4 protein-coding genes, 1 rRNA gene and 1 pseudogene are annotated in these 6467 nt (G+C 46.2%); 5 read left to right on the top strand and 1 reads right to left on the bottom strand.

The window, feature by feature from the left end:
* Window positions 1-109 (top strand): 23S ribosomal RNA (locus IEY09_RS17665); the annotation flags it as partial.
* Between the two features lie 397 nt (window positions 110-506).
* Here IEY09_RS17665 and IEY09_RS17660 read toward each other — a convergent pair.
* Window positions 507-1506: pseudogene (locus tag IEY09_RS17660) on the bottom strand (IS630 family transposase).
* Window positions 1507-2009: 503 nt separating this feature from the next.
* Here IEY09_RS17660 and IEY09_RS17655 point away from each other — a divergent pair.
* From IEY09_RS17655 to IEY09_RS17640, 4 genes are all read left to right on the top strand, one after another.
* On the top strand, window positions 2010-2222 hold the full coding sequence (locus tag IEY09_RS17655; protein ID WP_229778017.1) for an OadG family protein: 213 nt from the start codon (window positions 2010-2012) through the stop codon (window positions 2220-2222).
* Window positions 2223-2233: 11 nt separating this feature from the next.
* Window positions 2234-4069 carry a sodium-extruding oxaloacetate decarboxylase subunit alpha gene (oadA, locus tag IEY09_RS17650; protein WP_069455195.1) on the top strand — a complete coding sequence of 612 codons (1836 nt, stop codon included), beginning with the start codon at window positions 2234-2236 and terminating at the stop codon, window positions 4067-4069.
* An 8-nt stretch (window positions 4070-4077) separates the two neighbouring features.
* The gene (locus tag IEY09_RS17645) at window positions 4078-5208 is read left to right on the top strand and encodes a sodium ion-translocating decarboxylase subunit beta (protein WP_069455194.1); all 1131 of its coding nucleotides are present in this window, start codon (window positions 4078-4080) and stop codon (window positions 5206-5208) included.
* Window positions 5209-5851: 643 nt separating this feature from the next.
* Window positions 5852-6454, top strand: a complete 603-nt coding sequence (locus IEY09_RS17640) for a GNAT family N-acetyltransferase (protein WP_037419555.1) — start codon at window positions 5852-5854, stop codon at window positions 6452-6454.
* Window positions 6455-6467: the final 13 nt, after the last annotated feature.

The following is a 6467-nucleotide window of genomic DNA, read 5'->3' as shown; positions in this document are numbered from 1 at the left end:
TTTAAGTCCACTAAAGAGCCGTTCGAGACTAGGACGTTGATAGGTCAGGTGTGTAAGCGTTGTGAGGCGTTGAGCTAACTGATACTAATGACTCGAGAGGCTTAACCATACAACCCAGATGGGTTTTACTAAGTAGCACTTAGACGAATAGAAACACTTAAGAAGTGGTACTCAATACAGCTTTCCGAATTATTAAATAAGATAAGAGCAGATTTTAGTTCCTAGAATCTAGCAGCACGGAGTGCGCTCTCGAGTCTTGTTTAAACCAAATTTGCTTGGTGACAATAGCATTTCATCGCCAAGCGCCTAATTAAACAATGAAGCCAGCTGAATAAGCTGGCTTTTTTGCATTTAGTGTTTTGAATTTCAACGTTCTATTCTTCACAATACTTCTCTAAGTATCTTTAATTTATCGCCTCATACGGAATATAAACAGAGAGCCCCTCTTTGCTCCGTTTTCTTCATTCTCCAACACCTTTAGCATCATTCATTTATACCATTCCGCATTAAAGTTCAGTCACCTTTGCCCATTCCCGAGAGCACATCTTTACCACGCGTTTTGTACAACTGATAAAGCTGTTCCATGCCTGGCTGCAGGCATCCACTATGTCCTCATATCCTTTAAAACAGCGATTGGCGAGATAATGTTGGCGCAGCCAACTCCATACCTGTTCTATGGGGTTTAGTTCTGGGGAATATGGCGGTAGTTTGAGTATCGACAGGTTGGGGATATCAGCAGCAATGTCATTGGTATGCCAACCCGCACCGTCCATTACCACGACTGCATGGCGGCCAGATTTGGTGCGTTTTGCAATCAGCTCCAGGTGCTGGTGCATGATGTCCTTATTGACGAATGGCGTGATGATGGCTTCAGTTTCTCCTGTTGCAGGACAGACTGCGCCGAAGAGATGCACATATTCAAACTGCTGCTGTTTTAACGCTCTTGGTCTACTGCCTTTGGGGTGTCGTTGTATTTTGCTGGCCGGATCTGGCTTCGTCCTGAAACCAAATATCAATCTGGTGAGGTTGTATATGAATGGGAGTGTGAAGGATCGTTTCCAGAGGAAACTTTTTTAAAAGCGTCCTGTAAGCTCTGAGTTTGTTTTGGATGCCTGGAGCGGCTGGTTATCCAACAGAAACCCATGCTCTTGAGTAGCTTGTAGATGTGATTGGGATGGTACTCGACATTAAACTCACTCGAGATGTATTGCTGGATGTCGGCCCCAGTGAGTCTGCCACCCTCATCTGATTGTGCTTTGAACTCAATATATCTGGCGAGTCTCCTTTTTTGCTCATTTGACAATGACGGCTTCTTCCCTAGGCGTGGCTTATCTTCAAGTCCTGCCAGTCCTTGCCCAAGATAGCTGGAGACCCATAAGTTGACGCTAGATCTGGCCACCTTCAGCTGGCNAAAAATAGCGATACAGCGAGCAATCGCATGCGCTTATGCGGATTTTTTTCTCTTTTGGAGAGGCTAAGCAGACTTTCAGCAGTTTCAGGTTTCATAATCCAATTTTAAGCTGTTGGGTTGCTTGCTATTAGATCAGACTTCAATGCGGAATGGTATTAAATGGCTGCTTGGTCTAAATACTGTAGTGCATTGAGACCCCTTTGATTTTTGTCCTTATAGGACTAATCAGTAAATTTAAAGCTTGTACTCTTCGTATGCTCGTTTAAGGGGGAGTCAGAACCTTATTGTCAGCCCATGTTTGCTTTTGGTTTCATCTTGGTTGGTATCTTCATTTCGTCATTACTCCTCAATAAAAATTTCTGCTTTGCCGTTTCATTAACGAATATTCATTTTATCGGTCGTTCACTAAGGATCCCTCAGACACTTGCTGCTGATCTTATGTAAATTGGTCTTACCAATTTACATTCGTCGATTAAATTTGTTATCAATGCAGATGTTGTGTGGTTGTTAATTTAAAACGCGAATGTTGGTTAAGGGCGAAGGAGGTAGGGCAGTGAAAGGGGAGCTAACGCAACAGTTATTAGACGCTGTTGGCATCATGTTATTGGGGATGGGGCTGGTCTATTTATTTTTAAGTGTATTGATATTAGCTGTGAATCTGGTTGCTAAGTGGTGTCGTGAAGAGCACAAAGCAGTAAAACCGTTGAAGGTCAATGATGCGAGCTCAACTGGAGCCGCAAGCACTTTAGATCCTAAATTGGTGGCTGTGATCAGCTTAGCCGTCCAGCAGTATCGTTCTCAGGCTAAATAATGGAGCGCCATATGAACCGAGTAAATTCGATAGTGGCGCCTAAGCCATTACAGTTAACCGATGTTGTCTTGAGGGATGCACATCAGTCTATTTTAGCGACGCGTTTACGCCTCGATGACATGCTTCCGATTGCACCGCTCTTAGATAAAGTGGGATTTTGGTCGCTAGAGTCTTGGGGCGGAGCGACCTTTGATGCTTGCATCCGTTATCTGGGTGAGGATCCTTGGGACAGGATCCGCGAGCTGAAAAAGGTCATGCCCAATACGCCTCAGCAAATGTTATTGCGCGGACAAAATCTATTGGGTTATCGCCATTATGCCGATGATTTAGTGACACGTTTTGTCGAACGTGCGCATGCCAATGGTGTCGATGTCTTCCGTATCTTTGATGCGATGAATGATGTGCGTAACCTAGAGATGGCAGTTAAAGCGGTGCGTGATGTCGGTGGGCACGCGCAAGGCACAATTTCTTATACAACTAGCCCTGTTCATTCGGTTGATACTTGGGTTGATATAGCAAAGCGTCTTGAGGACATGGGCTGCCATTCGCTGTGTATTAAAGATATGGCGGGCTTACTCAAGCCTATGGAAGCTTTTGAGCTTATCAGTCGTCTAAAATCACAAACTCAACTCATACTATCTCTGCATAGTCACGCGACTACAGGGCTGAGCACGGCAACCTATCAAAAGGCTATTGAGGCGGGAGTCGATGTACTCGATACCGCCATTTCATCCATGAGTCAAACCTATGGCCATACCGCAACTGAAACCGTAGTCGCTATGGTGGAAGATACTGAACGTGCAACAGGCTATGATCTTGTATTACTTGAGGAGATTGCCGCTTATTTTCGTGAGGTTCGCAAAAAATACGCCAAATTCGAAGGTGCGCTAAAGGGGATTGATTCCCGTATTCTACGTGCTCAAGTCCCTGGCGGCATGCTGACAAACATGGAGAGTCAACTCAAAGAGCAAGGTGCACTAGATAAGATAGATGCGGTGCTGGAGGAGATCCCTCGGGTGCGTCAAGATTTAGGTTTTCTGCCTTTGGTCACGCCAACCTCGCAGATTGTCGGCTCACAGGCGGTTATCAATGTACTGATGGGCCAAAGATACCAATCGTTAACGAAAGAGACTGAAGGTGTGTTAAGGGGCGAATATGGCGCTACGCCAGCGCCAGTGAATTCAGAGTTGCAGGCAAGAGTACTTAATGGGCAGGTGGCTATCACCTGTCGTCCTGCGGATTTACTCGTACCAGAGTTAGACAAGTTGCGTGCAGAGTTATTATCAAAGGCGCAGGATCAAGGGATTAGTCTCGTCTTAGAGAGTAAGGAAAAGCCTTCGGACGATGATTTACTCATTTATGCGCTCTTTCCACAGATTGGCTTACAGTTTTTGAAGAATCGCCATAATCCGGCGGCATTTGAGCCTAAACCTGAACTTGCGCCAATCTTACCAGTTACGCCGCGTGAGGCCGAAACCTATACCGTCACGGTTGAGGGGCAAACTTATGTGGTTGAGGTTGCCGAGGGCGGCGAAATTAGTCAGATCCAACCTCAAGGACAGGTAGCTTCGCAGCTTAATTATGCCCCTACTTCTCATTTAAACAGTGCACCATTGGCTCAATCCGCCGAGATTAAGCTGAAGATGAGTGCGCCGCTATCGGGCAATATCTTTAAAGTGCATGTGGGGATTGGCGACAAGGTTTGCGCCGGCGATGTGGTGATCATCCTTGAGGCGATGAAAATGGAGACAGAGATCCGCGCTCAGGGGGATGGTGTTATTACCCATCTCTTTGTGAAAGAAGGCGATTCGGTTGTCGTGGGTTCTCAATTATTGGCCTTAGCCTAGGAGTCTATATGGATGGTTTACTGGCGTTTTGGGCCGAAACGGGCATAGCCCATTTTACCGCAGGGCAAGTCTTAATGATGGCCGTTGGCATGTTGCTGTTATACCTCGCTATCGTGCGTGGATTTGAGCCTTTGTTGCTGTTGCCTATTGGCTTTGGTGCAGTGCTGGCGAATATTCCCAACGCAGGCTTTACCGAAGAGGGGGGAATACTCTACTACGCCTATCATGTGGGGATTGAAACCGGCGTTTTTCCACTGCTGATCTTTATGGGGGTCGGAGCACTGACAGATTTTAGTGCACTGATCGCCAACCCAAAAACCTTATTACTCGGCGCGGCGGCGCAGTTTGGGATTTTCGCGACCTTAATTGGCGCTATCGCCCTAAATCTGGTGCCAGGCTTTGAATTTACCATGCAGGATGCCGCAGCCATTGCCATTATCGGTGGCGCGGATGGACCAACGGCTATTTTCCTTGCCTCTAAGCTTGCGCCTGAGTTACTGGGAGCGATTGCTGTGGCGGCTTATTCCTATATGGCGTTGGTGCCGATTATTCAGCCGCCGATCATGCGTTTACTCACAACCCAAGCGGAACGTGAGATAAAAATGGAGCAGCTACGGGAAGTCAGTAAAAAGGAGCGGATTATTTTTCCGCTGATGGTATTAGGCTTAACCATTCTGTTTTTACCCGCGGCAACGCCACTGGTAGGGATGTTTTGCCTGGGTAACTTAATGCGCGAATCGGGCGTGGTGGATAGGCTCTCAAAAACAGCACAAAACGAGCTGATTAATATCGTGACGATTTTTTTGGGCTTAGCTGTCGGCTCTAAATTATCGGCCGAGCAGTTTTTGCGGGTAGAAACCTTGGGGATCTTAGTACTTGGTGCCCTTGCTTTTGGTATAGGTACAGCCGCAGGAGTGTTGATGGCAAAACTGATGTGTAAGTTATCCGGCGGTAAAGTTAATCCACTGATTGGGGCGGCAGGAGTATCGGCTGTGCCTATGGCTGCAAGGGTAGTGAATAAAGTGGGATTAGAGGCCAATCAGCATAACTTTCTATTAATGCATGCTATGGGGCCAAATGTTGCTGGCGTGCTAGGTTCTGCGGTCGCTGCGGGGATACTACTTGCCGTACTCGGCTAATAGAATAAAACGAAAAATATAGTATTAACCCATAGTGTAAGGTTATCGCGCCTGCTAAAGCGAGTGGGATACATCAAAAGGCCTACAAGGGCGTGTTGACGTTTCAGGGTTATTTTTGCAGCAATTTGGCTGGCGTTTATGCAAGGCAAAGTCCGTGCAGTGTAGTTATTCTACATAAACGGACGATAACGCAGCAGAAACGTCAGCCAAATGCTGCCCGAAAGGTTCGTCTGGCAAGCCCTTGCCCTTATTTTCTGTCATAAGAGCCGCTCGTCATTTGAGTAAACTACACATCATTCCTCGTTTCGCGAGCACGAGCTTGCCAGAACGAACAAAATTTAATCTCGAAACGTCAACACGCCCTAAATACATTGATGTGTTGGTAGGCCTTATATTTACACGATCTAAATAGGCTGGAGCCCTAGGCTACAGCGTGCCATGTGCTAAACCATGGCAGGCTTATGCACCGATTCATTAACCTGTCATTTTCAACGGTGAAGCTTAAGAGAAACTTAGCTATTGTCCGGAATAAAATTTATATAATCATGTTGAAAATAGAGGTTTTTTTATTTTATATAAATGATAGGCTAGTAAAAAGTGTGCGCAATAGCACACTTTTTACCGCGTTAATGGAGACGAGATAATGGGCAATGATGATCTTTCAGCGTGTTTAAATGGTGAATATGTCGTTCTAGAGCCTTTGTCGTTATCCCATGTGGCGGCACTTAGCTTAGCGGTCACCGATGGTGAACTGTGGCGTTTATGGTTTACCAGTGTGCCTGAGCCGAGTGAGATGAAAGCTTATGTAATGAAAGCCTTAGCTGAAAAATCCCGTGGGGAAAGTTTTCCCTTTGCGGTGCGAGACAAAGTTTCTGGTGAGATTGTGGGTTGTACGCGCATTTGCCATTGGGAGAGTGAGCATCGCCATTTAGAGATTGGTTACACTTGGTATGCTAAGCGCGCCCAGCGCACAGGTATTAATACCGAGGCTAAATTGCTACTACTCACCTTTGCCTTCGAAACCCTTGAGGCCATTGCGGTGGAGTTTAGAACCCATTGGCACAATCAAGCTTCGCGCCAAGCCATCGCTCGTTTAGGAGCCAAGCAAGATGGGGTTTTACGGAATAATAAAATTCTTAAGGATGGCACCATTCGGGACACTGTGGTTTATTCCATTATTGATTCTGAGTGGGCGACGGTGAAACATCATTTAATCTTTCGCTTACAACAGCGACTGGTAGTGTAAGGAATGATGGATG

This window comes from Shewanella xiamenensis (assembly GCF_014647135.1).
Lineage (GTDB): Bacteria > Pseudomonadota > Gammaproteobacteria > Enterobacterales > Shewanellaceae > Shewanella > Shewanella xiamenensis.
This window is presented reverse-complemented; position numbering and strand designations above follow the sequence as displayed.

What these genes read in the sequence shown, in the direction of transcription:
- IEY09_RS17655 (WP_229778017.1), top strand. Translation starts at nt 2,010, where the DNA reads ATGTTATTGGGGATGGGGCTGGTCTATTTATTTTTAAGTGTATTGATA.
- oadA (WP_069455195.1), top strand. Translation starts at nt 2,234, where the DNA reads ATGAACCGAGTAAATTCGATAGTGGCGCCTAAGCCATTACAGTTAACC.
- IEY09_RS17645 (WP_069455194.1), top strand. Translation starts at nt 4,078, where the DNA reads ATGGATGGTTTACTGGCGTTTTGGGCCGAAACGGGCATAGCCCATTTT.
- IEY09_RS17640 (WP_037419555.1), top strand. Translation starts at nt 5,852, where the DNA reads ATGGGCAATGATGATCTTTCAGCGTGTTTAAATGGTGAATATGTCGTT.